31 protein-coding genes and 1 other RNA gene are annotated in these 24,415 nt (G+C 63.2%); 23 read left to right on the forward strand and 9 right to left on the reverse strand.

All coding sequences use genetic code 11. From position 1 onward, the window contains the following. Positions 1–150: 150 nt before the first annotated feature. From ACE3O2_RS14090 to ssrA, 5 genes are all read left to right on the forward strand, one after another. Positions 151–1,473, forward strand: coding sequence for a TRZ/ATZ family hydrolase (locus tag ACE3O2_RS14090; protein ID WP_374338511.1), 1,323 nt, complete (start codon positions 151–153; stop codon positions 1,471–1,473). Positions 1,474–1,487: 14 nt separating this feature from the next. Further along, the gene (gene ubiG, locus ACE3O2_RS14095) at positions 1,488–2,195 is read left to right on the forward strand and encodes a bifunctional 2-polyprenyl-6-hydroxyphenol methylase/3-demethylubiquinol 3-O-methyltransferase UbiG (RefSeq protein ID WP_374338513.1); all 708 of its coding nucleotides are present in this window, start codon (positions 1,488–1,490) and stop codon (positions 2,193–2,195) included. A 4-nt stretch (positions 2,196–2,199) separates the two neighbouring features. Further along, complete coding sequence (locus tag ACE3O2_RS14100; RefSeq protein ID WP_374338515.1) at positions 2,200–2,859, forward strand: HAD family hydrolase; 660 nt, start codon at positions 2,200–2,202, stop codon at positions 2,857–2,859. Positions 2,860–2,961: 102 nt separating this feature from the next. After that, positions 2,962–3,291 (forward strand): YegP family protein, encoded by a 330-nt coding sequence (locus ACE3O2_RS14105; protein ID WP_374338517.1) that lies wholly within the window; start codon positions 2,962–2,964, stop codon positions 3,289–3,291. A 64-nt stretch (positions 3,292–3,355) separates the two neighbouring features. After that, positions 3,356–3,717, forward strand: a transfer-messenger RNA (tmRNA) gene (gene ssrA, locus ACE3O2_RS14110). A 304-nt stretch (positions 3,718–4,021) separates the two neighbouring features. On the opposite strand, the gene ACE3O2_RS14115 is transcribed toward ssrA, so the two are convergent. From ACE3O2_RS14115 to ACE3O2_RS14135, 5 genes are read right to left on the reverse strand one after another with little or no spacing between them, the layout of a single operon-like run. Further along, on the reverse strand, positions 4,022–4,501 hold the full coding sequence (locus tag ACE3O2_RS14115; protein ID WP_374338519.1) for a hypothetical protein: 480 nt from the start codon (positions 4,499–4,501) through the stop codon (positions 4,022–4,024). Continuing rightward, positions 4,498–4,860, reverse strand: a complete 363-nt coding sequence (locus ACE3O2_RS14120; protein ID WP_374338521.1) for a site-specific recombinase resolvase — start codon at positions 4,858–4,860, stop codon at positions 4,498–4,500. Before ACE3O2_RS14120 ends, ACE3O2_RS14115 begins: the two co-directional genes overlap by 4 nt. An 8-nt stretch (positions 4,861–4,868) precedes the next feature. After that, entirely contained in the window at positions 4,869–6,269 is a 1,401-nt protein-coding gene (locus tag ACE3O2_RS14125; protein WP_374338523.1) for a recombinase family protein, read from the reverse strand. Continuing rightward, on the reverse strand, positions 6,266–6,718 hold the full coding sequence (locus ACE3O2_RS14130; RefSeq protein ID WP_374338525.1) for a DUF2924 domain-containing protein: 453 nt from the start codon (positions 6,716–6,718) through the stop codon (positions 6,266–6,268). The genes ACE3O2_RS14125 and ACE3O2_RS14130 overlap by 4 nt, the downstream gene beginning before the upstream one ends. Then, positions 6,718–6,909 (reverse strand): hypothetical protein, encoded by a 192-nt coding sequence (locus ACE3O2_RS14135; protein WP_374338527.1) that lies wholly within the window; start codon positions 6,907–6,909, stop codon positions 6,718–6,720. The genes ACE3O2_RS14130 and ACE3O2_RS14135 overlap by 1 nt, the downstream gene beginning before the upstream one ends. Before the next feature lie 156 nt (positions 6,910–7,065). On the opposite strand from ACE3O2_RS14135, the gene ACE3O2_RS14140 reads away from it, so the two are divergent. The 17 genes from ACE3O2_RS14140 (at position 7,066) to ACE3O2_RS14220 (ending at position 22,252) form a co-directional block, all read left to right on the forward strand. Further along, positions 7,066–8,187, forward strand: a complete 1,122-nt coding sequence (locus ACE3O2_RS14140) for an ImmA/IrrE family metallo-endopeptidase (protein WP_374338529.1) — start codon at positions 7,066–7,068, stop codon at positions 8,185–8,187. A gap of 12 nt (positions 8,188–8,199) precedes the next feature. Next, on the forward strand, positions 8,200–8,721 hold the full coding sequence (locus ACE3O2_RS14145; RefSeq protein ID WP_374338531.1) for a hypothetical protein: 522 nt from the start codon (positions 8,200–8,202) through the stop codon (positions 8,719–8,721). Positions 8,722–8,787: 66 nt separating this feature from the next. Then, on the forward strand, positions 8,788–11,052 hold the full coding sequence (locus tag ACE3O2_RS14150) for a hypothetical protein (protein WP_374338533.1): 2,265 nt from the start codon (positions 8,788–8,790) through the stop codon (positions 11,050–11,052). A 106-nt stretch (positions 11,053–11,158) separates the two neighbouring features. Next, positions 11,159–11,422, forward strand: a complete 264-nt coding sequence (locus ACE3O2_RS14155; RefSeq protein ID WP_374338535.1) for a helix-turn-helix transcriptional regulator — start codon at positions 11,159–11,161, stop codon at positions 11,420–11,422. Positions 11,423–11,433: 11 nt separating this feature from the next. Next, positions 11,434–11,910, forward strand: coding sequence for a hypothetical protein (locus tag ACE3O2_RS14160; protein WP_374338537.1), 477 nt, complete (start codon positions 11,434–11,436; stop codon positions 11,908–11,910). Positions 11,911–11,915: 5 nt separating this feature from the next. Continuing rightward, complete coding sequence (locus ACE3O2_RS14165; protein ID WP_374338539.1) at positions 11,916–12,674, forward strand: Bro-N domain-containing protein; 759 nt, start codon at positions 11,916–11,918, stop codon at positions 12,672–12,674. Continuing rightward, on the forward strand, positions 12,674–13,516 hold the full coding sequence (locus ACE3O2_RS14170; RefSeq protein ID WP_374338541.1) for an ATP-binding protein: 843 nt from the start codon (positions 12,674–12,676) through the stop codon (positions 13,514–13,516). The genes ACE3O2_RS14165 and ACE3O2_RS14170 overlap by 1 nt, the downstream gene beginning before the upstream one ends. Positions 13,517–13,521: 5 nt before the next feature. Then, a complete protein-coding gene (locus ACE3O2_RS14175; RefSeq protein WP_374338543.1) occupies positions 13,522–14,157 on the forward strand; it encodes a hypothetical protein in 636 nt (211 codons plus the stop codon). Between the two features lie 79 nt (positions 14,158–14,236). After that, entirely contained in the window at positions 14,237–14,713 is a 477-nt protein-coding gene (locus tag ACE3O2_RS14180; RefSeq protein ID WP_374338545.1) for a DUF6511 domain-containing protein, read from the forward strand. 10 nt (positions 14,714–14,723) lie between these two features. Beyond that, the gene (locus ACE3O2_RS14185; RefSeq protein ID WP_374338547.1) at positions 14,724–15,461 is read left to right on the forward strand and encodes a hypothetical protein; all 738 of its coding nucleotides are present in this window, start codon (positions 14,724–14,726) and stop codon (positions 15,459–15,461) included. After that, complete coding sequence (locus ACE3O2_RS14190) at positions 15,458–15,712, forward strand: hypothetical protein (RefSeq protein WP_374338549.1); 255 nt, start codon at positions 15,458–15,460, stop codon at positions 15,710–15,712. The genes ACE3O2_RS14185 and ACE3O2_RS14190 overlap by 4 nt, the downstream gene beginning before the upstream one ends. Then, positions 15,709–18,009: a phage/plasmid primase, P4 family gene (locus ACE3O2_RS14195; RefSeq protein WP_374338551.1), complete on the forward strand. Its 2,301-nt coding sequence runs from the start codon at positions 15,709–15,711 to the stop codon at positions 18,007–18,009. The genes ACE3O2_RS14190 and ACE3O2_RS14195 overlap by 4 nt, the downstream gene beginning before the upstream one ends. A 142-nt stretch (positions 18,010–18,151) precedes the next feature. Beyond that, entirely contained in the window at positions 18,152–18,628 is a 477-nt protein-coding gene (locus ACE3O2_RS14200; protein WP_374338553.1) for a crossover junction endodeoxyribonuclease RuvC, read from the forward strand. Position 18,629: 1 nt separating this feature from the next. Beyond that, complete coding sequence (locus ACE3O2_RS14205; protein WP_374338555.1) at positions 18,630–18,839, forward strand: hypothetical protein; 210 nt, start codon at positions 18,630–18,632, stop codon at positions 18,837–18,839. Further along, entirely contained in the window at positions 18,832–19,260 is a 429-nt protein-coding gene (locus tag ACE3O2_RS14210; protein ID WP_374338557.1) for a DUF6362 family protein, read from the forward strand. Before ACE3O2_RS14205 ends, ACE3O2_RS14210 begins: the two co-directional genes overlap by 8 nt. Before the next feature lie 344 nt (positions 19,261–19,604). Then, a complete protein-coding gene (locus ACE3O2_RS14215; RefSeq protein ID WP_374338559.1) occupies positions 19,605–21,020 on the forward strand; it encodes a site-specific DNA-methyltransferase in 1,416 nt (471 codons plus the stop codon). Next, positions 21,017–22,252, forward strand: coding sequence for a DNA methyltransferase (locus ACE3O2_RS14220; protein WP_197579652.1), 1,236 nt, complete (start codon positions 21,017–21,019; stop codon positions 22,250–22,252). Before ACE3O2_RS14215 ends, ACE3O2_RS14220 begins: the two co-directional genes overlap by 4 nt. Here the strand turns inward: ACE3O2_RS14220 and ACE3O2_RS14225 are convergent. The 4 genes from ACE3O2_RS14225 to ACE3O2_RS14240 form a co-directional block, all read right to left on the reverse strand. Continuing rightward, positions 22,212–22,436, reverse strand: a complete 225-nt coding sequence (locus ACE3O2_RS14225; RefSeq protein WP_197579654.1) for a hypothetical protein — start codon at positions 22,434–22,436, stop codon at positions 22,212–22,214. The genes ACE3O2_RS14220 and ACE3O2_RS14225 overlap by 41 nt on opposite strands. Next, entirely contained in the window at positions 22,436–22,801 is a 366-nt protein-coding gene (locus tag ACE3O2_RS14230) for a hypothetical protein (protein WP_197579656.1), read from the reverse strand. The genes ACE3O2_RS14225 and ACE3O2_RS14230 overlap by 1 nt, the downstream gene beginning before the upstream one ends. Positions 22,802–22,896: 95 nt before the next feature. Further along, on the reverse strand, positions 22,897–23,415 hold the full coding sequence (locus ACE3O2_RS14235) for a DUF3489 domain-containing protein (RefSeq protein WP_197579658.1): 519 nt from the start codon (positions 23,413–23,415) through the stop codon (positions 22,897–22,899). 108 nt (positions 23,416–23,523) lie between these two features. After that, positions 23,524–23,730, reverse strand: coding sequence for a hypothetical protein (locus ACE3O2_RS14240; protein ID WP_374338562.1), 207 nt, complete (start codon positions 23,728–23,730; stop codon positions 23,524–23,526). Positions 23,731–23,834: 104 nt separating this feature from the next. Here ACE3O2_RS14240 and ACE3O2_RS14245 point away from each other — a divergent pair, with 104 nt between their 5' ends. Further along, a complete protein-coding gene (locus tag ACE3O2_RS14245; RefSeq protein WP_374338702.1) occupies positions 23,835–24,413 on the forward strand; it encodes an elements of external origin in 579 nt (192 codons plus the stop codon). The last annotated feature ends 2 nt before the right edge of the window (positions 24,414–24,415 follow it).

Genomic DNA, 24,415 nt, shown 5'->3' on the forward strand with positions numbered 1-24,415 from the left:
TGACCCAAAGGCTCAGTCACAGCCTGCCATTCTACTGCGACGCACGTCAGCACGTCTGCACGTCTGCTGTAAACCGGTTAAAATAGAGGCATCCCCCGGCGAGTGGACAGTTGGTCCACCTCCAGACACCCGTATTGAGGAATGCCCGCCATGTTGCCGCACCAAATTGACACCCTGATCTCTGCCCGCTGGGTGGTGACCATCGACCATGCCAGCCGCGTACTGGAACACCATTCGGTGGCTGTTGCCGGTGGCAAGATTGTTGCCATCCTGCCCAGCAGCGAAGCCGAACAGCGCTTTGTCGCCAAGGAACATATTACGCTGACTGACCATGCCCTGATGCCGGGCCTGATCAACCTGCATACCCACTCGGCGATGAGCCTGCTGCGTGGCTTTGCCGACGACCTGCCGCTGATGACCTGGCTGCAGGACCATATCTGGCCTGCCGAAAAACAACATGTGGGTGAGCAATTTGTGTACGACGGCACCTTGCTGGCCGCTGCCGAGGCGATCAAGAGCGGGGTGACCTGTCTGAACGACATGTACTTCTTCCCGCAACCCACCGCTCGTGCACTGCTGGATGCCCAGCTGCGTGGCGCAGTCAGCGTCAACGTGATCGAATTCCCCACCCAGTACGCATCGGATGCTGAAGATTACCTGAGCAAGGGTCTGGAAGCGCACAACTGCTATGGTGGCGAAGCCCTGCTGCAGTTCACCATGGCCCCGCATGCGCCCTACACCATTTCTGACCGCACCTTCGAGCGCATGGTGACGCTGGCTGACCAGCTGGACATGCAGATTCATTGCCATATCCATGAAACCCGTGCCGAAATCGAAGGCAGCATCAAGGAATTCGGCGTGCGTCCGCTGGAGCGGCTGGCTCGCCTCGGCATGCTGTCTCCGCGTCTGATTGCGGTGCACATGGTGCATCTGCTGGAAGACGAAATGGCACAGCTGGCGGAGCATGGCGTACACATTGCGCACAACCCCTCGTCCAACATGAAGCTGGCGTCCGGCATCTGCCCGGTCAGTACCCTGCACGACTTCAACATCAATGTCGGCCTCGGTACCGATGGCGCCGCTTCCAACAACCGGCTGGACATGTTCACCGAGATTCGTGCCGCGGCCCTGCTGGCCAAGGTCGCCACCGAGAACCCGGAAGTGGTCCCCGCCCATCGTGCACTGGAAATGGCTACCATCTGCGGCGCACGCGCCTTGGGGCGTGAGGATGACCTGGGTTCGATTGAAGTCGGCAAGCTGGCTGACCTGACTGCGGTCGATCTGTCCGACATCGTCTGCCAGCCCTGCTTCGATCCAACCTCACAACTGGCCTATGTGGCTGGCCGTGAAAATGTCACCCATGTCTGGGTGCAAGGCCAGTGCCTGCTGGACAACCGCCAGCTCACCACGCTGGATGAAGCCGAGCTGAAGCAGAAAGCCCGCATCTGGCACGACCGCATCGCCGCCCGCTGATCAGGAACCACACCATGAGCACCGCCACCCTCAACGTCGACCCGCAAGAAATCGACAAATTCAGCCAGCTGGCCCACAAATGGTGGGACCCGAACAGCGAATTCAAACCGCTGCACGACATCAACCCGCTGCGACTGGATTTCATCGACCGCATCGCGGGTCTTGCAGACCAGCATGTGATCGACGTGGGGTGTGGCGGTGGCATCCTTAGCGAAGGCATGGCGCGGCGTGGCGCGACAGTCACCGGCATCGACCTGGCCGAGAAGTCGCTCAAAGTCGCCCGCCTGCACCTGCTGGAGAGCGGGCAGAAAGTGGATTACCACTGCATTGCCGTGGAGCAGATGGCCGAAGAGGCCGCAGGCCAGTTCGATAGTGTGGTGTGCATGGAAATGCTGGAGCATGTACCCGACCCGGCCAGTGTCGTGCGTAGCTGCGCCGCGCTGGCCAAGCCGGATGGTTACGTGTTCTTCTCTACGCTGAACCGCAATCCGGTGTCCTACCTGAAAGCCGTACTCGCAGCCGAATATGTGCTAGGCCTGCTGCCGCGAGGCACCCATGACTATGGGCGTTTTCTCAAGCCCTCCGAGCTCTCCCGCATGGCACGGGATGCTGGCCTGCAGATCGTGCAGCTGCAAGGCATGGACTACCAGCCCTTCGGTCAGCGCTACCAGTTGACTGACGATGTTTCCGTCAACTATCTGCTCGCCTGCCGCAAAGCCTGAACCCATGCAAGCCATCCTGTTTGACCTCGACGGCACCCTCGCCGACACCGCACTCGACCTCGGCGGCGCACTGAACCGCCTGCTGGCTGAAGAAGGCCGCCCGACCGTACCCATGCAGCAGATTCGCCCGATCGCCTCCCATGGCGCACGCGGACTGCTACGGCTGGGCTTTGGTATCGAAAAAACCGACCCCGGCTTTGATAGCCTGCGGCAGCGCTTTCTCGACCATTATGAAGCGCTGTTCTGCGACCAGACCCGCCTGTTCGACGGCATTAACGACATGTTGCAAGCCTTGACGGCTCGCGGCCTGCGCTGGGGCATTGTCACCAACAAACCCATGCGCTTTACCGACCGGCTGGTCCCCACCCTCGGCTTTACCACCACGCCAGGCGCCATTGTCAGTGGGGACACCGTCGGCGTGCCCAAACCGGACCCCAAGCCGATGTACCATGCCGCCAGCCTGCTGCGTGTTGACCCGGCGGCCTGCTGGTATGTGGGCGACGCCGAGCGCGACATCGAAGCAGGCCGCGCCGCCGGGATGACCACCGTCCTCGCCAATTACGGCTATATCGCCGACGATGACCAACCCGAAGCCTGGGGCGCAGACTGGCGCATCGCCCAGCCTAAAGACCTGCTCACCCTGCTCCCCTCCCCCACCGCTTGACCCTATTTCACATTCCATGACAGCAAACCGGCTTGCGCCAGCAGGCCGGTTTGCGCATAGTCATGCCTGCAGCATTTCCCGATCACACACGGAGGGTATGTCATGGCAGGCAAGTTTGAACTCAAATCCACCAGCAACGGCGGCTTCATGTTTAATCTGAAAGCCGGTAATGGTCAGATCATCCTGACCAGCGAGATCTACACCACCCGCGCCGCCGCAGAGAACGGTATCGAGTCCGTCAAAAAGAATGCGGCAGATGTCAGCCGCTTTGAGCGACGGGAAGCCAAAAACGGTGAGCCCTACTTCGTGCTGAAAGCCGGAAATGGCCAGGAAATCGGCCGCAGCGAAATGTACTCCAGCACAGCTGCCATGGAGAACGGCATCCTGTCGGTGCAGAACAACGCACCGGATGCCGGCACTGTCGAAGCATAGGCGTATCCACCACGTCTGTCCGGAACTTGGGCAGGCGTGGTATACTCCAAGCTGTACCAAATCTGGGGGCGACCTGGTTTCGACGTGGGTTGCAAAGCAGACGAGGGCATGCCGGGATCTCAGTCACCCCGTAAAACACTGAAACGCTATAGTCGCAAACGACGAAACTTACGCCCTCGCAGCCTAAAAAACTGCCGGCCGCTGTACCGGTTCTCTGATGGGCCGGGCGGGCAACCGCAACAGCGTCATTTACATCAGATCGTCCAGGATCGGGCTGCTTGATCCCGGGTTAAACTCAAGGCAGCTCGCTGCTAACAAGCCTGTCGGTTGGCGTGTTAACGGTTAAAACCAGTTAATCAGACTAAGCATGTAGAACTTGCTGTAGAGGGCTTGCGGACGCGGGTTCAATTCCCGCCGCCTCCACCAAAACCCAAAATCCCAACCCTTATCGGTTGGGATTTTTTTTGCCCGAAACGCCAGTGTTGGCGCGGTTTCGGGCATTTGCCTCTTGAGCGCCGCCCTCCCTGCAACTCCTGTTTTCAGGTGCTTTCGGCCTCTCTGTCTCTGTTTTTCTCTGCGACCCTCTTGAACATTCAAGGCTCGAAGTCCTGCATTGGCGCGGGTTTGCGGGCGATTGGTTTGCATTTTCGCTTGCTCTGGCGGGCGCGACCGAGACAGAGAAAGGCACAAAAAAACCGCCCGGAGGCGGCGTGTCGGCGCGGTGCTGATGTCAGAGCGATCCCGCCACCAGTGCCTCACGCTGCGCCAGCCAAGACGCAGGCAACTTGCCGCGCAGCAACTGACTGACGCCCACCTCGAGGCACCCCAGGGCGATGGCTTCGATCAGGTCGGGGGCGAGTTGGGCCAGTCGGCTCATCTTGCTGGCTTGGCCGAGGTCGATGCCTTCTGCCGCCGCGATCTCGGTCATGGAGCTGAACCGTCCTTCGTCCAGCAACCGCTGCCAGTGATGCGCGAGGCCCAGCGCCCGCATCAAAGGGCTGTCTTGTTCCACCTCCTGCAACCGTCGCTGGCGCTGCGCTTCTTCCAGAAATTCCTGCGGCGCATCCAATGGTGTGATGACCTGTTTCTTCAGACCACGGCGCACCAGCGTCCACGGCAGGAAGGTTTCCATCTGTACGCCACCTGCGGGCAGCGGTGTCTGGTAGGTGACCGGGTCGCCCTTGGCGCGGCCACGATGCTTTTTGTTCATGCGTCCTCCTCGAAGCTGGCGATCAGCTCGCGCTGGGCCTGCCAGTCGACCATCAGCCGGTTGCGTTGGAACCACATCAGCGTCAGCCGCCGTGGCTGCCTGCCCGCCATGAACTGCTCGATGATGTCGGGGGCCAGCAGGGTCAGGCGCAGCAGTTCGTTGACCACCGAGTGGTGCAGCTTTTCGGTGCGGGCGATGGCGGCACCGCTTTGCATCGCGCCGGTGTCCAGCAGGTGTTGCCAGTAGAAGGCGCGGGCCATGCCTTCCACCAAGGTCGCGTCGTGCGCCTGCCGGTGGTCGGATGCTTTTTTCTGGACACCGCGCCGCTGGAACTTCAGGGGCAAGAATACGTCATCCATGACCGACATCAGGCTTCGATCTCCAGCAGCTCCGCGCCGATGCTGTCGGGCGCAAATTCCTCGATCAGAGCGTTCCAGCCGATTTCGCGCCAGCGCACCTTGATGCCCTGCATTTCACCCGCGTGGACGAGGTCGATGCGTTCGATCATCAGGTTGGCGATGCGGTGGCGCTCGACCGGGAAAAGTTGATCCCAGACGTCGTTGAGCCGCGCCATCGCCATCACCACGCTGTCCTCATTGATGGGCGCGCCGGTCTTGTTGTGGTGGTTCTTGATGTGGCGCACCACCGAGGCGATGGATTCGGGGCTGGTCAGCACAGTGCGGATCTGGGCCTCCACCGCGCCCTCGATCTCCAGCGCAGGCAGTCGCTCGTAGCGTTTGCCCGGCGCACCGAAGCGCGCTTCGGACTTGGACACGTAGTAGTGATACTTGCGCCCGTTCTTGCGCGAGTAGGTCGGGTACATCCGCTCGCCGGTGGGCGCGTAAAGCAGGCCGCGCAGCAAGGCATCGGTGCGCGAGCGCTGCTTGGTTTCCACCGACCGCGCGTGGCCATTTTTGGCCAGCACCTCATGCACTTGTCCCCATAGGCCCGGGTCGATGATGGCCGGATGCACGCCGGGGAACCAGTTGCCCTTGTGCGACAACTCGCCAAGGTAGATGCGGTTGCGCAGCAGCTTGTGCAGGTATTTCTTGTCGATCTGTGCGCCGGGCCGGGCCTGGCCGTCCTGCGTCGTCCACGCCTTGGTGGTGATGCCCTCCAGCGTCAGGTTGGCGGCGATCTGGGTCGGCGAGCCGATGGTGAGCATCTCCGCGAAGATGCGTCGCACCACCGCCGCTTCTGTTTCGTTGATCACCAGCAAACGTTTGTCGACGTCGTAGCCCAGTGGCGGCACGCCGCCCATCCAGATGCCTTTGCGCTTGCTGGCGGCGATCTTGTCGCGGATGCGCTCGCCAGTGACCTCGCGCTCGAATTGGGCGAAGGACAGCAGCACGTTGAGCATCAGCCGCCCCATCGAGGTGGTCGTGTTGAATTGCTGGGTGACCGACACGAAGGACACGTTGTGGCGCTCGAACACCTCGACCATCTTGGAGAAGTCGGCCAGGCTGCGCGTCAGGCGGTCGATCTTGTAGACCACCACGATGTCGACCAGCCCCTTGTCGATGTCGGCCATCAGACGCTTAAGCGCGGGCCGCTCCATATTGCCGCCGGAGAAGCCGCCATCGTCGTAGTCGTCGGCCACCGGAATCCAGCCTTCGGCACGCTGGCTGGCGATGTAGGCGTGACCGGCTTCCTTCTGCGCGTCGATGGAGTTGAATTCCTGGTCGAGGCGTTCGTCCGAGGACACCCGGCAGTAGACGGCGCAACGTTTGCGCGCCTTGGCGCTGGCGATCTGGCTGGCATCGCTCATCGTGCGCCTCCTTTGCCGGTCAGGCCGAAAAACAGCGGCCCCGACCAGTGCGCGCCGGTGATGTGACGGGCCACGGCAGTCAGGCTCTTGAAGGTATGGCCGTCGTAGGCAAACAGGCCTTCGGCGGTCACCGTGACCTGATGCTCACGCTCGCCCCATTCGCGCAGCAGGATAGTGCCGGGGGCGAAATCGAATTCGCGCGGCTTGGCGCGCAGCTTGATCTGCGAATGCTTGGCTCCGATGGCCTCGAGGCGCTGGCGCGTGGCAGGAGCAAGCCCGCCGAAGGCTTCCTCCTGCAGCTTGTAAGCGATGCGCGACTCGATGAAGGCACGATTGGGGTTGAGCGGGCGGCTGCTGAAATACCGATCCCAGATCAGCCACAGCTCGGCGATGGGCAGGCTGGCCAGCTCCGCGATCCGCGCAGCGACGGAAGCTTGTTTCTCGTTCATCACAACTTCTCCTGTGGATAGGGAGTTGCATGAACGCGCTGGTCGGGCAGGAAGCCAAGGCCAACTGCTCTCTGTTTCGGCTCATCGGCATCGAGCGTGCGGACGATGGCCGCTGCGAGGATGGCGGCGATTTCACCAGCACGCGCGCTGGCGGGCATCTCCGAGGGAGATGCAAGTTCGAGGTTTTTCATGACGGCTCCGGGGAATAGCAACCGTCATGGATAGTGAGCCTGATCGTCCGAAGCGGATGGCAATTCCGGGCAATCAACTTGCAAATGTGCTTTCGCAAGATATTCTTGCGAACTATGATATGCAATAGTAGAATGCCGTTTTGGAGGTACCTACCCATGCTCGACAAGCTCTCGCACAAGCTGATCGGCTTTCGCGTAAAGGCGGCGCGCGAGGCCAAGGGCTGGACCCAAGATCAGCTCACCCAAGGCCTCCGCCTGAACGACCGCCAGTCGGTTTCCGACATTGAGAACGGCAAGCGCACGCTGCGGCCGGAGGAAATGCTCGCCCTGTCCGATCTACTGGATCGGGACATCGAGTTCTTCATCGACCCCTTCGCCGTCGCGGGTGAGGCGCAGTTCAACTGGCGTGCCGACCCGGGTGTGCCGGAAGACAGCCTGGATGGCTTCGAGCTGAAAGCGGGTCAATGGATTGGGATGCTGCGCTGGCTGCGCGAGCAGCGAGACAGCCGAGCCAGCGTGCTCAAGCGCGCACTGCGCCTATCCTCCCAGTCGTCTTACGAGGATGCTCAGGAGCGTGCGGAAAGCCTAGCCGTCGAACTCGACTTGGGCGTCATCCCTGCCGAAACCCTGATCGACAAGGTCGAGCGCGAGCTGGATATCCCAGTGTTGTTCGTCGACACGGTCGAGACTGCCGATGGCAAGTCGATCTCAGGCGCGACCTGCCATTTGGAGGAGATGGGCGTCATCCTCATCAACCGCAATGAAAACGAGGCTCGGCGCTTCTTTGATCTCGCCCACGAACTCTTCCATGCCCTGACCTGGGATGCGATGAAGCCGGAGCACCGGGAGTCGAACTCCTTCGAGGAACGCAACAAGGGCAAGCGCATCGAACAGTTGGCGAACAGTTTCGCTGCGGCGCTGCTGATGCCCCGCGCCTCGCTCGACAAGCTCATCGACCAGGAGCGTGCGGGCGACATCGCGCATCTGTGCGAGGTCGCCGCGCTGCTACGCGTCGCGCCCGTGGCGCTGGCGTGGCGGCTGTTCAACCTCAAGCTCATCGGCGACGACATCCGGCAAAGCCTCTCGCAGGAGAAGCAGCGCCCCTCCGTGTCCGGGTCACCCAAGCGCTTCTCTCCGTCCTTCGTGAAGATGCTGCACGAGGCGCTGGACAACGGACGTCTGTCGGCGCGCAAAGCGGCAAAAACTATCGGCCTTGGCCTTGGCGGATTGACCGAGTTGTTCGGCCAATACGACCTTCCCGCTCCGTTTGACCTTTGAGGTGAATACGCGATGCCTGAAATCCGCGTATTTGCTGACACCAATGTCATCCTCGAAGCCTTCCGCACACGCTGCTGGACAGCTATCTCCACGCACTTCTCGGTAGAAACAGTCGAGAAGTGCGTCGAAGAAACATTGACCGGCGACCCATCTGATCCGCGCCACATCGCGGTTCCACCCACCGACCTCCAGACCGGGCTCGCAGCACAGCATCCTGTCACCCGCAAGGAACTGGCCGCACTGGTTGCCACTCAGCCCGGATGTATGACCTTGGATGACGGCGAAAAGCACCTTTTCGCATGGCTGCACGCCAGCAAGCTGTTGCCGTCGAACGTCATCGTAGTCACGACTGCCGACAAGGCCGCGCTCGTGGCATCGCACGGACTGGGCTGGCTCAACTACATGACCTCGCTGGAAGACCTCGCCCGAAAGGCGGGCGTCGGGCGCGGAAATTTGGACGCCTTGGCCTTGCAGCATCGAGAAGACTGGTTGTCCAGCATCAAGACCAAGATCATGTTGGGAATCATCCCGTGACTGTCGAACCGCGCTGACGGTGCCGACACTAGGGAGGCCACTCAGCACTATTTCAAGGAACATCGAGTGGCCAAGAAGTCTCACAAGAACAGCAAGCATCTCGCCGACCTGATCGAGTCGGCAACCGTCACCGCCATCCGACTGCTGGCGCAGGTCGACAAGTTCGCCATGCTCGGTGGCATCGATGCGTCCCTGCCCGAAGATCAGGCGCGCGCAGCGCTGCGCGAGCACCTGATCACGGTCAATCGCGAGGACGTTACCATCGCCGACCAGGAAGCCGTGCGGCTGCTCCAGCTCGTGCGATTTCGCACCGAGGAGATGCTGGAGCACGCCTACGGTCAGCTGGAGTACGAGCAGTACGCGGAGATCGGCACCTTCGACCGGTCGGCGGATGCGATGACCCGGCTGATCTGGCTGCGTGTGAAGGCGTCCCGCGTCTTCGACCAGATCGAGACCATCTATCTGACCCACCACTTCCATGGTCACAAGAAGTTCCTGGGCTTTACTGTGCGCGATGGCGACGGGCGTGACTTCCTGTGGACGCCGGAGGTCGAGAAGAAGTTGCACGAAGGTGTGGGCGAAATCCTCGAACTGGACGACGAGGCCAAGCAGAACTGCGAGCTGATCCATTTCGAGATGGACGAAGGCGATGCGGACGCCCAGCGGCGCATGCACTATCTGGTCGTCTACCACCCCGGCAAGATGAAGCTGCTGCGGCAGATGAAGGATCGTCGCCGCGATCTGCTGGTCTTCACGCCCGCACTGGAAGCGACGCTGGTGTACGACCCCGCCGCGAACAAGGTGCATGTGCTCTCGGATAAGCGCGGCACGGCGCAACGCCTCGCGGATCGCTTCGTCGCAGTCGGCTTCGAAAAGCCGCTCTCGAAGCAGCCGGTGGGGGCGATCAGCTACGAACTGGGCATGTTCAAGCAGTCGGTCGATCTTCGCGCAGCAAAGGCAAGGGGCGCGGTGATTCTGGACGCATGGATTTCCTCACTCACCGTCACCCTTGGGCATACCCGGCACACCGTCACGATTGCGATGGCGAACAGCGATAGCGTCTGGCGTGTGTCCAACTCGCACTTCGGCGATCACAACCCCTTGTCGAGCTGCCGTTCCGTAGTGGAGGTTCGGCTCTCGTTCTCGATTCGCTTCGACGGTGAGCAGGACGCGCGGGCCCTCGACATCTCCGTGGATCAGCGCGGTTCGTGCAATCTGCTGAACCTGCCCGACCCGCGCCTGCGCCAATGCGGTGAAGACATCCTGACTTCGCTGGGCGTGATGAAACGCGTCGAACCGGCGAAGGTAGGGGCTGACCTTGCCCTGTTCCGGGCCGAGATGAAGCTGCTCGATCTGGCAGGCCATGAAGTCGATGGGCATCTGCTAGCGGCACTTGGCATGACCGCAGCCGATCTGGTGAGCAAGGGTCTGCTCAAGCAGAAGGCACCGGGCGACTACATCACCGTCCCCGTTGAGGACGACGACGGCCAGCAGGGGTTCCGCCGCCTGAAGGTCAGCTTCAACAGCACGAGCACCTCGGCGGTAGATGACGTCAGCGGCGACCGCTACGAGCTGACCGAAGGCGATCTCTGCCGCTACGACATCAGCAAGGGCTACTTGCGTGAACGGCTCGATGAACTGCTCCGGTCACAACTGATCGACATCCCGTTGACCGTGGATGACGAGGAACCCTATGTGCTTGGCAACTACCGAATGGGCGATCAGCGTATTCCGGTCGCGTTGGTGTCGCGGCTGTGGGAGCCCAAGCACGCCGACAAGCTGGACACGAAGCTGCGGCAATCAAACCTCGGCCTCACCATCGCGTTGTCGACGACGGCAGGTCACCCGCGCCGCTACCTGGGGCCCGGCATCGTGGTATCGCTGGATGCACTTGCCAAGGACGTCAGCGGGAAGGTGTCGATTGACCTCGCGCCGGTCGAAGCCGAAATCCGTCGTCGTCAAACCGAGGCCACGACAACCGATACTCCGCGCCTGATCAAGGATGACGCGCGCAGCGGCACGCTGCACGGACCGTGGTCTGATCCCTGGACGCTGACCAAGAAGGAATGGCTCGACGTGGTCGAAGTATTCGTCGGCAGTTGGGCAAACGGACGGCGCAAGTGGTCGAAAGCGCAAATTGAATCGGCCTCCGGTGTTTCGTTTCGCACGATGGCCGAACTGTTCCGTGGCGCACCGGAATGGCAGACGTACTTTCGGGGTGCCGATGGCAATGCCAAGCCCCGTATCTGGGAACTGAACATCGGTACGCCCGACTATCTGGACTCCGCGCAGGCGACTGGTGACGAGCCTGCGGAATCCGAAACTGCCTGAGGAGCAGGCGCTTGTAATTTCTGCGTGATTTCTGCGGGAAGGCTGCGAAATATCGCAAGCCCTGCGGAAAGAAAGTAGGAGCACCCCAACAAAAGGAGTGCTCCTCATGCAAAACCAAGTCCATTCCATTCAATCAAGCCGGTTTCCAAACCAGCCTACTTCCGGCGGTGCCGTGTGCATCGCCCTCGACGAAAACGAGCTCGCCATCCGCTGGGGGCTATCCGTCAAGACCTTGCGCCGCTGGCGTCAGGAGCAGCTCGGGCCGATCTACTGCAAGCTCGGCCGCCGCGTCACCTACCTCCTGCACGAAATCGAAGCCTTCGAGCGGCGCGTCTCGCGCTACTCCAGCTTCACTCGTGCGTACCAGTGAGGAGGATGGCCATGAACGATCTGACCATCTTCCCCGCCGACATCGCCGAGATGTCCGTCAGCCAGCTGGCTGCGCTGCCACCCGAGCAGAAGGCGGAAATCGACAAGAACCTCGACGCGGCCATCGACTGGCTCAAGAAGGCACGCACCAAGTTCGATGCTGCGCTGGATGTTGCCTACGGCGAGCAGGCCCGCGCCGCGCTGCGTGACTCCGGCCGCGATTTCGGCACCGCCCACATCAGCGATGGCCCGCTGCATCTCAAGTTCGATCTACCCAAGAAGGTCAGTTGGAACCAGCAGCAACTGACCGAGATCGCCGAGCGCATCGTGGCTTCGGGCGAGAAGGTCGAGGGCTACCTCGACATCAAGTTGTCCGTCTCCGAGTCCCGCTACACGAACTGGCCTCCGGCGCTGCAACAGCAGTTCGCCGCCGCCCGCACCGTGGATTGCGGTAAGCCGTCTTTCACCCTTTCCCTCGATTCGGAGTAATGGCCATGAGCGCAATCATTCCCTTCCAGTTCGAAGCGCACGCCGTGCGCGTCCAGGTCGATGGTGCTGGCCTGCCGTGGTTCAACGCCAGCGACGTCTGCGATGCCTTGGAGATGGGTAATCCGTCTCAGGCGATCAAATCCCATGTCGATGCCGAGGATCTCCAGAAATTGGAGACCCTTACGGCGGGCGGTCGTCAACGCCAGAACCATGTCAACGAGTCGGGCCTTTACGCGCTGATCCTCGGCAGTACGAAGGACGCCGCGAAACGCTTCAAGCGTTGGGTGACCGGCGAGGTGCTGCCCGCGATCCGCAAGACCGGCAGCTACGCCGCCCCGGGCGCACTGGCGACCTTACCCGCGCCAACCCACGACCGCGTGTCCGCGATCCTGCTGATCGGCGAGGCTGTAGCCAAGGTGCCGGGCGTGAAGCCTGGCATCGCGGCGGCGGCGACGCTGACCTGCATTCAGGAGAACACCGGCATCACCACCGAGGTGCTGCGCCGCGCGCTGCCGTCGGCCAATGAGCCGATCTGCGCGCTCAATGCCACCCAACTCGGAAAGCTGCTGAACCGCTCGGCCAAGGCCACCAACCAGATGCTGGCAGCGGCTGGCCTGCAGCTGCGCAACGACCGTGACGAATGGGAACTGACCGAGGCCGGTGAAGCATGGGCCGAAGCCATGCCGTACTCGCGCAACGGCCATAGCGGCTACCAGATCCTCTGGAATCCGGCGGTTGCTGACGAGCTGAAGGAGGCCGCGTGATGAGCCTCCCCATCATCTCCGCGCAGCAGCGCATGGCCGAACGCAAGGGCGTCAAGCTCCTGATGCTGGGCAAGTCCGGCATCGGCAAGACCACCCGGCTCAAAGACCTCGATCCGGCCACCACGCTGTTCCTCGACATCGAGGCCGGTGATCTGGCCGTGGCCGACTGGCCGGGCGACACCATCCGTCCGGCCTCGTGGCCCGAGTCACGCGACTTCTTCGTGTTCCTCGCGGGCCCGGACAAGTCGCTGCCGCCGGAATCGGCCTTCTCGCAGGCGCACTTCGATCACGTCGTCGAGAAGTTTGGTGACCCGGCGCAGTTGGGCCGCTACCAGACCTTCTTCCTCGACTCGATCACGCAACTGTCGCGGCAGTGCTTCGCGTGGTGCAAGACGCAGCCGGGTGCGGTCAGCGACCGTTCCGGCAAGCCTGATCTGCGCGCGGCCTATGGCCTGCTCGGCCAGGAAATGATCGGCGCGCTGACCCATCTGCAACACGCACGCGGCAAGAACGTGGTGTTCGTGGCCATCCTCGACGAACGCCTCGATGACTACAACCGCAAGGTGTTCGTGCCGCAGATCGAAGGCAGCAAGACCAGTCTGGAGCTGCCTGGCATCGTCGATGAGGTTGTGACGTTGGCCGAGATCAAAGCCGAGGACGGCAGCTCGTACCGCGCCTTCGTCACGCACACCGTCAATCCCCACGGCTTCCCGGCCAAAGACCGCAGCGGTCGCCTCGACCCGCTCGAACCCCCTGACCTCGGCGCGCTGATCGCCAAGTGCGCGGGCGCAGCTGTGCCCACCAGTGCCGCCATCACCGCATCCATCGAATCCAAGGAATGACCACCATGAACACGCAGAACAACTGGAACGACTTCAACGACGCCGAACAACAGCAGTCCGGCTTTGACCTGATCCCCAAGGGCGCAATCGTGCCGGTGCGCATGACCCTCAAGCCCGGCGGTTATGACGACGCCAGCCAAGGCTGGGGCGGCGGCTACGCCACCCAGTCCTTCGATACCGGCTCGGTCTATCTCGCCGCCGAGTTTGTGGTCACCGCTGGTGATCATGCCAAGCGCAAGATGTGGTCGAACATCGGCCTGCATTCGCAGAAGGGGCCGACCTGGGGGCAGATGGGGCGCACCTTCATCCGCGCCGCGCTCAACAGCGCCCGCAACGTCCACCCGCAGGACAACAGCCCCCAGGCCGCCGCCGCGCGTCGCATCCAGGGTTTCCACGAACTGGACGGTCTGGAGTTCCTCGCCCGCGTCGACATCGAGAAGGACGGCAAAGGGCTGGATCGCAACGTGGTCAAGCTGGCGGTCGAACCCGACCACCCCGACTACGCGAAGTTCATGGGCGTGCCGCCCAAGACCACGGGCGGTGGCAACTCTGGCGCTCCGGCACAGGTGGCGGTACCCGCGTATCAAGCACCGGCTCAACAACGCGCACCCGTGACGGGCAAACCGTCGTGGGCGCAGTGAGGGAGCGAATGACAAATGGCCAGGAATCAATTTGCACGGCCGCAGGCCGCCCGCAGGGTGGCGCACAGGAATCTGCGCCATGAAATGTTGGGTCTGCAAACGACAAGCGCGCGGCTACGGCCACACGGATGGTCGATTCAAGACCGCCGATCCGCGCCGCTACGTGCTCGACTGGGTGTTCTGCTCGCGTCGCTGTCAGGACATTTTTCACCAGATGTACGGCAACTGGCAGCGCGTCAAGGAAGGCCGCATCGACAGGACGGAGGTCGCCATGATCGATCCGTCTGATGTCGAGCTCGCCGCCATGCGCCAGTGCCTCAAGGCCTTCGGCGCGGCGGCGGGTGAGATCGGCTTTGCCAAATCGCTGGGCGACTACGCCGAGGCCGAGGCGCTGCGCGTCATCGACGCCATCGTCACTTGCTACACGGATGCGATGGCCGCGCACCACGAGGCTACCAAGTTCCCGCCCGTGCGGGGCTTGCCGCCCACGCCCGATCCGCTGGCACCCAATGCCGCCAACCCGTTCGTCGATTTCGACGATGACATTCCGTTCTGAGGAGACCGTGATGCTGGATTTCAACTCATCTTCGAGCCTCTCCGGCCAGCTCACCGCACTGGTCGACGCAGGAATGCAACAAGCCCGCGCCCGCCAATCCGAGCGCCAGTACCTCGGGGCTTCGCGCCTCGGGGTGGCTTGCGGGCGCGCGCTGCAGTTCGAGTACGCCAAGGCTCCCGTCGATCACGGGCGTGACCATTCCGGACGGCTGCTGCGCATCTTCGAACGCGGCCACGTCATGGAGGACTGCATGGTGGCGTGGCTGCGGGACGCGGGCTTCGACCTGCGCACCCGCAAGCCTGACGGCGAGCAGTTCGGTTTCTCGGTAGCCGATGGCCGCCTGCAGGGGCACGTCGACGGCGTCATCGTTGGCGGCCCGGATGGTTTTGCATATCCCGCGCTCTGGGAATGCAAATGCTTGGGCAACAAGTCCTGGGGCGATCTGGACAAGAAGGGGCTGGCGCTTTCCAAGCCCATCTACGCCGCGCAAGTGGCGATCTACCAAGCCTATCTCGAACTACACGAGCACCCGGCGATTTTCACGGCACTCAACGCCGACACGATGGAGATCTACACCGAGCTCGTGCCCTTTGACGCGGCGCTGGCCCAGCGCATGTCGGATCGGGCGGTGAAGGTCATCACGGCGACCGAGGCAGGCGAACTCCTGCCGCGTGCCTTCCATGACCCGACCCACTTCGAATGCCGGATGTGCGCGTGGCAAGACCGCTGCTGGAGGACGCAAGCATGACCGATCACTCAACACCGGCCCAAGGCGTCGAGCCGATGATCGACGCCAAGCAGGCGGCGGCTGCACTACGCCTGCCGTACTACTGGTTTGCCGACCACGCGATGCGCAGCAAGTACCGAATTCCGCATTACCTGATGGGTGGGCTGGTGCGCTATCGGCTGTCCGAGCTTTCCACATGGGCGGCGCGCAGTGCTGCAGTCCAAGGCCGTACTGAAGACGATGCGGATGTTGCCGCCCGGGAGGCCGAATGACGCTCGACTTCAACGACACTGCGCCACCGCCCGAGAACAACCGCCGCACCATCAGCGACGCCGAACGCGAAGCACTGCGCGTCGAATTGCTGGCGCGCCTCGAGTCCGTGCTGTTCACACTGTTCCCGGCAGGCAAGAAACGCCGTGGGCGTTTCCTGATCGGCGATGTGCTGGGCAGCCCGGGCGACAGCCTCGAAGTGGTACTCGACGGTGACAAGGCAGGACTGTGGACGGATCGCGCCACCGGCGACGGCGGCGACATCTTTGCCTTGATCGCAGCGGTTCTTGGCGTCGACGATCACGTTCACTTCTCCAAGGTACTCGATGAGGCGGCCTCGCTGCTTGGTCGGGCGCGTGAGATGCCGGTGCGCAATGGCAAAAAGAAATCCGCACCCGTGGACGAGCTTGGGCCAGCCACCGCCAAGTGGGACTACCTCAATGCCAGCGGCAAGCTGATCGCGGTGGTGTATCGCTACGACCCACCGGGCGGTAAGAAAGAGTTTCGGCCTTGGGATGCCGCGCGACGCAAGATGGCTCCACCCGATCCGCGCCCGATCTACAACCAGCCGGGCATGGTGAGCAGCGCGCAAGTGGTGCTGGTCGAAGGCGAAAAATGCGCGCAGGCCTTGATCGCCATCGGCGTGGTGGCCACCACCGCGATGCACGGCGCGAACGCCCCGGTCGACAAAACCGACTGGTCGCCGCTGTCTGGCAAGGCCGTGCTGATCTGGCCCGACCGTGACAAGCCGGGCTGGGAATACGCAGCGCAGGCGGCGCAGGCCGTGCTGGCAGCAGGCGCGAAGTCCTGCCACATCCTGTACCCGCCCGAGGATGCGCCGGAAGGCTGGGATGCGGCGGACGCCATCGCCGAAGGCTTCGACGTCGCCAGCTTCCTTGCTCACGGCCCGCGCCTGCAAATGCACGACGTGGCCGATGCCGACGAGCCCGTGGTCGGCAGCGACGAATCGGTCTGGGGCACGGAGGACGCGCTGGCGCTGGCCTTCACCCGCCGCTACCACCGTGACTGGCGCTACGTCGCTGCGTGGGGACGCTGGCTGGTGTGGGACGGGCAGCGCTGGCGCACCGAGGACACGCTGGCGGCGACCGACCTGATCCGCAGCGTCTGCCGCCAGACCGCCGTGCGCGCCGACAACCCCAAGGTTGCGGCCAAGCTGGCCAGCTCCGGAACAGTCAGTGGCGTGGAACGGCTGGCGCGCGCCGACCGCAGGCACGCGGCCACCACCGATGAGTGGGATGCCGATCCGTGGCTGCTCAACACCCCGGGCGGCGTGGTCGATCTCAAAACCGGCAGGCAACGCCCGCACGAGCGCGCCGACCGGATGACCAAGATCACCACGGCCACGCCGGGGGGTGATTGCCCGACCTGGCGGCAGTTCATCGACGAGGTCACGGGCGGCGACAAGGCGCTGCAGGCCTATCTGCAACGCATGGTCGGTTACGCGCTCACCGGCTCGACGCAGGAGCACGCGCTGTTCTTCCTGTACGGCACGGGCGCGAACGGCAAGTCGGTGTTCGTCAACACTCTGGCCACCATCCTCGGCGACTACGCCACCAACGCGCCCATGGACACTTTCATGGAGACGCGCACCGACCGCCATCCGACCGACATGGCGGGACTGCGTGGCGCGCGCTTCGTAGCGGCTATCGAAACGGAGCAAGGGCGGCGTTGGGCGGAATCGAAGGTCAAAAACCTCACCGGCGGCGACAAGATCTCCGCGCGTTTCATGCGCCAAGACTTCTTCGAGTTTTTCCCGCAGTTCAAGTTATTCGTGGCGGGCAACCACAAGCCTGCCATTCGCAACATCGACGAGGCCATGAAACGGCGACTGCACCTGATCCCGTTCACGATCACCGTGCCGCCCGAACGCCGTGACAAGCATCTGCAGCAGAAATTGCTGGCCGAGCGCGACGGCATTCTCGCGTGGGCAGTGCAAGGCTGCCTCGACTGGCAACGCCACGGACGGCTCGATCCGCCGCAACGTGTGGTGGAAGCCACCGAGGAATATTTCGAGGCCGAGGACGCACTGGGCCGCTGGCTGGACGAGCGCTGCGTGCGTGAAGCCAACGCCAAGTCGCTGACCGCCGAGCTGTTCAACGACTGGAAACAGTGGGCCGAGGCTGCCGGTGAGTTCGTCGGCGCGCAACGACGCTTCTCCGACCTGCTCATCACGCGTGGGCTGGACAAGTGGCGCAACGGCATGGGCGTGCGCGGCTTCCAGGGCATCGGCCTCAAGTACCAACCAGCACCTGCGTACACGCCTTACGCGGACAACTGACCCCATATGAAAACCACGCCGTCTGACGCAGCTGACGCAGTTCGTCGTAACTCCTACGCGTGTGCGCGTGCGCGCACCTCATGGAGCGTTTCGATATTCCGTGTCAGCTGCGTCAGACCAGCGCCAAACAAGGACTGACACCATGACCACGACCATCCTCGCCCTCGATCTGGGCACCACCACCGGCTGGGCGCTGCGCGATTGTTCCGGCCAGATCACCAGCGGCTCGGAGAGCTTCAAACCACAACGTTTCGAAGGCGGCGGGATGCGTTTCCTGCGCTTCAAGCGCTGGCTCACCGAGATCAAGCAGTCCTGCGACGGCATCGACTGCCTGCACTTCGAGGAGGTGCGCCGCCACGTCTCGACCGATGCTGCCCACGCCTACGGCGGATTTCTCGCCACGCTCACCGCGTGGTGCGAGCACCACCAGATCCCATACCAGGGCGTGCCGGTCGGCACGATCAAGAAACACGCCACCGGCAAGGGCAACGCGGGCAAGAACGAGGTGATCGCGGCGATCCGTGCCCGTGGCCACCAGCCTATCGACGACAACGAAGCCGATGCGCTGGCGCTGCTGCACTGGGCCATCGCGCAGCACGCACTGGAACGGGAGGTGTGAGATGAAGGTGCCAACACCCCAATACCGCTGCCCGCTGGGCAGGCTGCAACCTGATATCCAGGACGTGGACGCCATCAAGCAACGCGGCTGGCGCGACCAGCACATCCTGGTCGTCAACGCGGACGACGAACGTCTGGATTGGATGGAGCGCGAACTGGTGCGCCAGATCGGCGAACGCCTCTACGGCGCAGGAGGACGGCATCATGGCTGACTCTCGCAATGCCTGGACGATTGAGGACGTGGCCGCGCGCTTCGAGGAGGCAGCCAGCACTGGACGCCGCCTGCCACCCGTGCGCGTACAGGGCTATTTCAACTGCTGGCCTGCCTTCGTGCGCAAGGAGTGGGAGTCGTTTGCCGCCGACGAGAAGGTCTACCGACCGTTTCCACCCAGCCCCGAGGCCATCGACCGGATGCTGGAGACGATGCGCTGGGTGCAATGGCTGGAGGTCGAGCAACGGCATCTGGTGTGGATGCGGGCCAAGCGTTACGGCTGGAGGGACATCACCATTCGCTTTGCCTGTGACCGCAGCACGGCGTGGCGGCGTTGGCAGCGGGCGCTGGAAATCGTGGCGACCCAGCTCAACACCGACGGTGTGCGGTCGCCGTCCAAAAACGTGGGCAATTTAGGGTAATGCTTGCCGCGTTTGTCCTCGCCTTGCCTTGCTTGTCCGTTTCGAGGCCCGGCAAGCATGCAACAAAACAGCCCGGTCGGGGGTAGTATTTCAGCTATCTTCTGGACAGCGGTGACGGCACAGGAAGTGGCCCAAGGCAAAACGGGTCCTTCCTGGCCAAATTCCCATGCGGGGGGCGCGAGCGCGACGCTTTTTTAGCGTCAGGCCGCAAAAACTGGTTACCACCCGGCGCGGTTACCGGCCCCGGTTACCACCCCGCAGCGCAGTTACCACCCCGTCCGGTTTCCACCATCCAGCCCGCCCACGGTTTTCCGTCGGCGGGTTTTGTTTTTGAGGCATCCACTTTGAACACGCTCAACGTCGAGTACCGCAAGGTCGAGGCGCTGATTCCCTACGCCCGCAATCCGCGCACGCATTCCGAGGCGCAGATCGCCAAGATCGCGGCCAGCATCGTCGAGTACGGCTGGACGAATCCGGTGTTGGTGGACGGCGACAGCGGCATCATCGCCGGGCACGGGCGTCTGGCCGCCGCCCGCAAGCTGGGGCTGGATCAGGTGCCGGTGATCGAACTGGCGCATCTGACCGTCGCGCAAAAGCGCGCGCTGGTAATTGCCGACAACCGGCTGGCGCTCGACGCGGGCTGGGATGAGGAAATGCTGGCGCTGGAACTGGCTGAGCTTTCCGAGGCCGGATACGAACTGGCGCTGACCGGTTTCGAGCATTTCGAGATCGACGCGCTGCTGGCCGATGCCGCCTCTGCCGACGAGCAGGAACAGCAGGACGCGGAAGGTGATGACGAACCCGATGATGCTGACGACGTGCCGAATGCTCCGGCAGTGCCGGTGTCACGCCCGGGCGACGTTTGGCAGCTCGGCGCACACCGCCTGATCTGCGGCGACGCCACCGATGCCAGCGTGGTCGCAGCGCTGATGCATGGCGACGTGGCGCGGCTGTGTTTCACCTCGCCACCCTACGGCAACCAGCGCGACTACACCTCGGGCGGCATCACCGATTGGGATGGCCTGATGCGCGGCGTGTTCGCGCACCTGCCGATGACCGCTGACGCTCAGGTGCTGGTCAACCTCGGCCTGATCCACCGCGACAACGAAGTCATCCCGTATTGGGACGGCTGGCTGTCGTGGATGCGTCAACAGGGCTGGCGGCGCTTTGCATGGTACGTATGGGATCAGGGGCCGGGGATGCCCGGCGACTGGCAGGGCCGACTGGCTCCGAGCTTCGAGTTCGTTTTCCACTTCAACCGTGAGAGCCGCAAGCCGCACAAGACCGTGCCATGCAAACACGCAGGCCAGGAATCGCACCTGCGCGCCGATGGGTCGTCCACGGCGATGCGCGGCAAGGACGGCGAAGTCGGCGGCTGGACGCACAAGGGCCAGCCGACGCAGGACACCCGCATCCCAGACAGCGTGATCCGCGTGATGCGTCACAAGGGCAAGATCGGTCAGGACATTGACCACCCCGCTGTGTTTCCGGTGGCGCTGCCCGAGTTCGCCATCGAGGCCTACACCGATGCGGGCGACATCGTGTTCGAACCCTTCGGCGGCAGCGGCACGACGATGCTGGCGTCCGAGCGCACGGGCCGCATCTGCCGCAGTGTCGAAATCGCGCCGGAGTATGTGGACGTGGCCATCAAGCGTTTCCAGCAGAACTATCTCGGCGTGTCGGTGACCTTGCTCGCCACCGGCCAGTCCTTTGAGCAGATCGCCGCCGAGCGTGAATCGAAAAACGAGGTGGCGGCATGAACTGGCTGGCCGACAAGATCGAACAGTGGCCGACCGCCAAGCTGCTGCCTTACGCCCGCAACGCGCGCACCCACTCGGATGATCAGGTGGCGCAGATCGCCGCCAGCATCGCGGAATTTGGATTCACCAATCCGATCCTGGCCGGAAGCGACGGCATCATCGTCGCAGGCCACGGGCGGCTCGCCGCTGCGCAGAAGCTCGGGTTGGAAATCGTGCCGGTTGTCGTACTTGATCACCTGACACCCACGCAGCGCCGCGCCCTGGTGATCGCGGACAACCGCATTGCCGAGAACGCGGGATGGGACGAGGCGATGCTGCGCATCGAACTCGAAGCCCTGCAGGTCGAAGGTTTCGATCTGGACATCACCGGCTTCGACGCCGACGCCCTGGCGGAACTGATGGCGGGTGACGAGCCGGACAACGAAGGCCAGACCGACGAGGACGCGGTGCCCGAGGTCAACGAGACGCCGGTGTCGCGGCCCGGTGATATCTGGCAGCTCGGCCCGCACCGGCTTCTTTGCGGCGATGCCACCGTGGCGGCGAGCTACGACGCTTTGCTGCAGGGCTCGCCGGTGGACATGGTCTTCACCGACCCGCCGTACAACGTGAATTACGCCAACAGCGCCAAGGACAAGATGCGCGGCAAGGATCGCGCGATCCTCAACGACAACCTCGGCGACGGCTTCTACGACTTCCTGCTAGCGGCGTTGACCCAGACGGTGGTGCATTGCCGGGGCGGCATCTACGTGGCGATGTCGTCCAGCGAACTCGACACTCTGCAGGCCGCGTTCCGCGCCGCCGGTGGCAAGTGGTCTACCTTCATCATCTGGGCCAAGAACACCTTCACGCTGGGCCGTGCCGACTACCAGCGCCAGTACGAGCCGATCCTCTATGGCTGGCCCGAGGGAGCGACACGCCATTGGTGCGGCGACCGCGATCAGGGCGACGTCTGGAACATCAAAAAGCCGCAGAAGAACGACCTGCACCCGACGATGAAGCCGGTGGAACTGGTCGAGCGTGCGATCCGCAATTCGAGCCGCCCCGGCAACGTGGTGCTCGATCCCTTTGGCGGCTCCGGCACGACGCTGATCGCTGCGGAAAAATCAGGCCGCGAGGCGCGGCTGATCGAACTCGATCCGAAGTACGTGGATGTGATCGTGCGCCGGTGGGAGGAGTTCACCGGCAAGCAGGCTACCCGCGAGGCGGCAGAACCGGAGGTGTACGCCAGTTGAATTTGGATGTGGGCTGCTTGGCTTCCTCATCCTCGGCGATTCGCCGCAGGATTTGCATCGTCGCCAGATCGCGCGGAAGCGCGGCGCACATCACGCGCACGGCCTGCTCGATGGAAACGTCGGGACGCCGGTTGGCAATCAGCCAACGCAGCGCCTGCTCCCGTTCGGTGGCGGGCGCTTTCATCAGGCGGCCATCTCGTCGCTGATCTCGCAGTGGATCACAAAGCCCGTCAGGTAAGGGAGGCCGCGTGGGATGCCGTAGGCCTTGCTGGTCTGGCGGCCAATCGTCCAGCCCATCCAGCGGGCGTTGGCGGCGTCGATGGCGTCCTGCAGGTTCTTGCCATCGAAAAGCCCGTTCTGCACGTCGTCGGCAAAGTGGCGACCGTGGCGGCTGTCAAGGAAGATGCGCACCGAGTCGAGGGGCTGGCCGGTGGCGTCGGAAATGGCGTTCATCGCCAGCGGCCAGGCTGCGGCGGCGTGCTCATCCATCGTGCCAAAAAATCCCCAGGCATCGTTCTGGGTGGCGGGCATCGGGTTGGTGGTGGTCATCGTTGGCTCCTTCGGGTTGATCGTTGCGACACCCGTAGTAACGCGCTGGGTGATGGAGAAGCCAAGCTGTTCTTGGCTTCTTTCTCGATCTTTCTTCAGGCGATGCGGTAGACCCGCTCGCTGCCTTGGGCCTTGTCCGAAGTGATGGTCAGGCCGAGTTTTTTCTTGAAGGCTCCGGCGAAGGTGCCGCGCACCGTGTGCGCCTGCCAGCCGGTGGCCGCGCAGATCTGGCTGATGGTTGCGCCCTCGGGGCGCTGAAGCATCCGCACGACTTCGGCCTGCTTGCTGTTCTCGCGGGTGCGGGGAGTTGGCTTGGCTTCCTGCTGCCACTGGGCTTCCGCGTTGGTGATGATCTTGTCCAGTTCGTCCTCGAATGCCGAGGTCGGCTGCGGGAGTTCCGGGCGTTTCATACCCAAGGCGTCATAGCCCTCGGCGGCGACGCGCCAGCCATCGCCGTCGGGCGTAATCAGGGCGCGGTTGAACATCCCGTCGAGCACCTTCTTGCGTGCGCCGCCTTTGATGTTGTCGGGGAACCATTCGATCTTGCCGCCGCTGGTGTTGATGGCCTTGGCGAGGATGGCGTGCTGGGCTGGGGTCAGTTGGGTCGTGGTCATTTGCTGCTCCTTTGCAGGTGGTGGTTGACGATGTGATGAACGCGCTGCTGCGCGGTGAAGCCAATCGCTTTCTGATCGTGATTGGCGCTTGACTTCGTTGGCTTGCGATCAGTCCTTGGCGATTTCCGCTTCCGTGGGCGCGGGCAGCGAAACGCCCACCTCGATGCCCGCCTTGAAGGCCGCTTCCAGCGCGTCCCGGAGGCACCACACCGCCGTGTCGTGGAAGTCCAGGCTGTCGGTGTGGCGGGTTTGCAGAGTGTCGATGGCGAGATGCTTCTGGGCGATCAAGGTGAGGATGGTGTCGATCTGGTTCATGGCGTGTTCCTTTCGGGATGTGGTTGGCGTGACGTGATGAACGCGCTGTTCCCGATTGAAGCCAAGCTGATTGCAGGGAAACGACGAACAAATGATTGAAGAAGGTGACGATGGGACTCTCGATTCGCGCCTACGCGCGCCACCGTGGCGTGTCGCACGTGGCCGTGAAAAAGGCCATCGACACCGGGCGGATTTCCGCACTGCCAGACGGCACGATTGATCCGGAGGTTGCCGACGCGCAGTGGGCACAAAACACCCTGCAGCCGCGCAAGGCCACCACGGCAGAACCAGCCAGCGCTTCGAAGGCGCGCACCGAGCAAGCAGCCGCTGCAAAAGCACCGCCGCCGCCACGCGACACGCCGGACGCGGGTGTGCCGCCGCTGTCGACCGGCGGCACCTCGCTGTTGCAGGCGCGTACCGTCAACGAAGTGCTCAAGGCCAAGCTCAAGCAGGTGGAGCTGGCCGAGAAAAAGGAAGAACTGGTCGACCGCGCCAAGGCCGTGGCGCAGGTGTTCAAGCTCGCGCGCATCGAACGCGATGCCTGGCTGAACTGGCCTGCGCGCATCTCCGGGCAGATGGCCTCCCAGCTCGGGGTCGACCCGCACACGATGCATGTGACGCTGGAGGCCGCCGTGCGCGAGCACCTGATTGAACTGGGCGAACTACGCCCGCGTGTGGACTAATG

This window comes from Leeia sp. (assembly GCF_041909055.1).
Classification (GTDB): Bacteria; Pseudomonadota; Gammaproteobacteria; order Burkholderiales; family Leeiaceae; genus Leeia; species Leeia aquatica.

What these genes read in the sequence shown, in the direction of transcription:
- ACE3O2_RS14145 (WP_374338531.1), top strand. Translation starts at nt 8,200, where the DNA reads ATGCCTGAAATCCGCGTATTTGCTGACACCAATGTCATCCTCGAAGCC.
- ACE3O2_RS14210 (WP_374338557.1), top strand. Translation starts at nt 18,832, where the DNA reads ATGGCTGACTCTCGCAATGCCTGGACGATTGAGGACGTGGCCGCGCGC.
- ACE3O2_RS14185 (WP_374338547.1), top strand. Translation starts at nt 14,724, where the DNA reads ATGCTGGATTTCAACTCATCTTCGAGCCTCTCCGGCCAGCTCACCGCA.
- ACE3O2_RS14220 (WP_197579652.1), top strand. Translation starts at nt 21,017, where the DNA reads ATGAACTGGCTGGCCGACAAGATCGAACAGTGGCCGACCGCCAAGCTG.
- ACE3O2_RS14155 (WP_374338535.1), top strand. Translation starts at nt 11,159, where the DNA reads ATGCAAAACCAAGTCCATTCCATTCAATCAAGCCGGTTTCCAAACCAG.
- ACE3O2_RS14130 (WP_374338525.1), bottom strand. Translation starts at nt 6,718, where the DNA reads ATGAACGAGAAACAAGCTTCCGTCGCTGCGCGGATCGCGGAGCTGGCC.
- ACE3O2_RS14195 (WP_374338551.1), top strand. Translation starts at nt 15,709, where the DNA reads ATGACGCTCGACTTCAACGACACTGCGCCACCGCCCGAGAACAACCGC.
- ACE3O2_RS14135 (WP_374338527.1), bottom strand. Translation starts at nt 6,909, where the DNA reads ATGAAAAACCTCGAACTTGCATCTCCCTCGGAGATGCCCGCCAGCGCG.
- ACE3O2_RS14165 (WP_374338539.1), top strand. Translation starts at nt 11,916, where the DNA reads ATGAGCGCAATCATTCCCTTCCAGTTCGAAGCGCACGCCGTGCGCGTC.
- ACE3O2_RS14240 (WP_374338562.1), bottom strand. Translation starts at nt 23,730, where the DNA reads ATGAACCAGATCGACACCATCCTCACCTTGATCGCCCAGAAGCATCTC.
- ACE3O2_RS14160 (WP_374338537.1), top strand. Translation starts at nt 11,434, where the DNA reads ATGAACGATCTGACCATCTTCCCCGCCGACATCGCCGAGATGTCCGTC.
- ACE3O2_RS14140 (WP_374338529.1), top strand. Translation starts at nt 7,066, where the DNA reads ATGCTCGACAAGCTCTCGCACAAGCTGATCGGCTTTCGCGTAAAGGCG.
- ACE3O2_RS14225 (WP_197579654.1), bottom strand. Translation starts at nt 22,436, where the DNA reads ATGAAAGCGCCCGCCACCGAACGGGAGCAGGCGCTGCGTTGGCTGATT.
- ACE3O2_RS14170 (WP_374338541.1), top strand. Translation starts at nt 12,674, where the DNA reads ATGAGCCTCCCCATCATCTCCGCGCAGCAGCGCATGGCCGAACGCAAG.
- ubiG (WP_374338513.1), top strand. Translation starts at nt 1,488, where the DNA reads ATGAGCACCGCCACCCTCAACGTCGACCCGCAAGAAATCGACAAATTC.
- ACE3O2_RS14200 (WP_374338553.1), top strand. Translation starts at nt 18,152, where the DNA reads ATGACCACGACCATCCTCGCCCTCGATCTGGGCACCACCACCGGCTGG.
- ACE3O2_RS14120 (WP_374338521.1), bottom strand. Translation starts at nt 4,860, where the DNA reads ATGGATGACGTATTCTTGCCCCTGAAGTTCCAGCGGCGCGGTGTCCAG.
- ACE3O2_RS14180 (WP_374338545.1), top strand. Translation starts at nt 14,237, where the DNA reads ATGAAATGTTGGGTCTGCAAACGACAAGCGCGCGGCTACGGCCACACG.
- ACE3O2_RS14205 (WP_374338555.1), top strand. Translation starts at nt 18,630, where the DNA reads ATGAAGGTGCCAACACCCCAATACCGCTGCCCGCTGGGCAGGCTGCAA.
- ACE3O2_RS14115 (WP_374338519.1), bottom strand. Translation starts at nt 4,501, where the DNA reads ATGAACAAAAAGCATCGTGGCCGCGCCAAGGGCGACCCGGTCACCTAC.
- ACE3O2_RS14230 (WP_197579656.1), bottom strand. Translation starts at nt 22,801, where the DNA reads ATGACCACCACCAACCCGATGCCCGCCACCCAGAACGATGCCTGGGGA.
- ACE3O2_RS14090 (WP_374338511.1), top strand. Translation starts at nt 151, where the DNA reads ATGTTGCCGCACCAAATTGACACCCTGATCTCTGCCCGCTGGGTGGTG.
- ACE3O2_RS14235 (WP_197579658.1), bottom strand. Translation starts at nt 23,415, where the DNA reads ATGACCACGACCCAACTGACCCCAGCCCAGCACGCCATCCTCGCCAAG.
- ACE3O2_RS14190 (WP_374338549.1), top strand. Translation starts at nt 15,458, where the DNA reads ATGACCGATCACTCAACACCGGCCCAAGGCGTCGAGCCGATGATCGAC.
- ACE3O2_RS14125 (WP_374338523.1), bottom strand. Translation starts at nt 6,269, where the DNA reads ATGAGCGATGCCAGCCAGATCGCCAGCGCCAAGGCGCGCAAACGTTGC.
- ACE3O2_RS14105 (WP_374338517.1), top strand. Translation starts at nt 2,962, where the DNA reads ATGGCAGGCAAGTTTGAACTCAAATCCACCAGCAACGGCGGCTTCATG.
- ACE3O2_RS14100 (WP_374338515.1), top strand. Translation starts at nt 2,200, where the DNA reads ATGCAAGCCATCCTGTTTGACCTCGACGGCACCCTCGCCGACACCGCA.
- ACE3O2_RS14175 (WP_374338543.1), top strand. Translation starts at nt 13,522, where the DNA reads ATGAACACGCAGAACAACTGGAACGACTTCAACGACGCCGAACAACAG.